We start from the raw sequence: 1,127 nt of genomic DNA, 5'->3' as shown, positions 1-1,127 counted from the left end.
TCTTCTCTCTCTTCTCTCTCGTTCTTCCCCTCCGGGAAGACAGGCGAACCTCCGGGCAGGGGGGAGTAGTTCCCGGCATCCAGGATTTTGTCCCTCATGGTCCGGCTGAGACCCCGGAGTTTCGCTCCCACGACGAAGGAGCATCCCGCCTTCTCCACCTCGTGCAGGTTCTCTTCCGTGAACATCGCCCGGTCCGCCACCACCACCGTCTGCCGGGGGGAGAAGGTTTCCATGCACCTCCTGAGCACAGGCACAAGGGTGTGCCCTTCAAAGGTGTTTCCAGGGAAGAGGTCGTACCAGAGGGGAAATCCTTCCGGCGTCACCGCCAGGGCCAGCACCACCTGGGTCTCCTGTATCCTGTTGTCCTTGCTGTACCCGGACACCCTCAGGTCATCCGCTTCAAAGCTTTCGAAATAGAGGGTGGTCACATCGAAGAGCAGCAGCGACGCCTTCGTCTCAAAGAGGGACGTGGTCTCCCGCGCCACGATCTCCCTCACCCGGTCCGTCTTCTTCGCCAGGGCGTCCATCATGCGGTAAATCCTGTTCAGCGGCACGTCCGTTCCGCCCTCGTCCTCCAGCCAGCGGGACATCCCCCGCTTGCTCGAAGGATTGGCGAGGGCGCAGGCGAGGCATTTCTTCAGGACTTCCGTGTTCCCCTTCCCCCGGCTGGATACCCCGAAGATCTCCTCGAAACCCAGGGAGGAGAACAGGCTCTCCACGACTTCTCCGGGCCCTTCCGTCACCTGTTCCAGGTTCTTCATCCCCCGGAGGTTGACCCGCTCCCCGTCGCCGACCGGCCGCTCCCACGCCTCTTCGTTCTCGAGGAGGGAGAACCCCGGAAGAGAGGGCTGCTCTCTCTCCTCCATCTCCAGAATGAGCTTCCGCCCCAGTTCCCGGAGCTCGGAGAGCTGCTTCTCGTCGTGGGCTATTCCCACGTGCTGGAGAATGACCTGGGAGACCCGTTTCCCGGTGCGGACGGATTTGACGATCTGGACCGATTTTCGCGGACTGAGCTTTGAGGATTTCACCCGGATATACATAAAAGAAGTATATCCGGAGAAAGGCAATCTGTCAATAGGGCAAAAACGCTAGGCACTACATTTCAATTTCCGGCTTCCTGATTTTCT

1 protein-coding gene is annotated in these 1,127 nt (G+C 59.9%); it reads right to left on the bottom strand.

Translation table 11 applies throughout. The features are described from left to right. On the bottom strand, nucleotides 1-1,028 hold a 1,028-nt coding region (locus C8D99_RS15075; RefSeq protein ID WP_208321225.1), incomplete at its 3' end, for an IS1634 family transposase. Nucleotides 1,029-1,127: the final 99 nt, after the last annotated feature.

It is taken from the genome of Aminivibrio pyruvatiphilus (assembly GCF_004366815.1).
In the GTDB taxonomy this organism is placed as follows: Bacteria; Synergistota; Synergistia; order Synergistales; family Aminobacteriaceae; genus Aminivibrio; species Aminivibrio pyruvatiphilus.
This window is presented reverse-complemented; position numbering and strand designations above follow the sequence as displayed.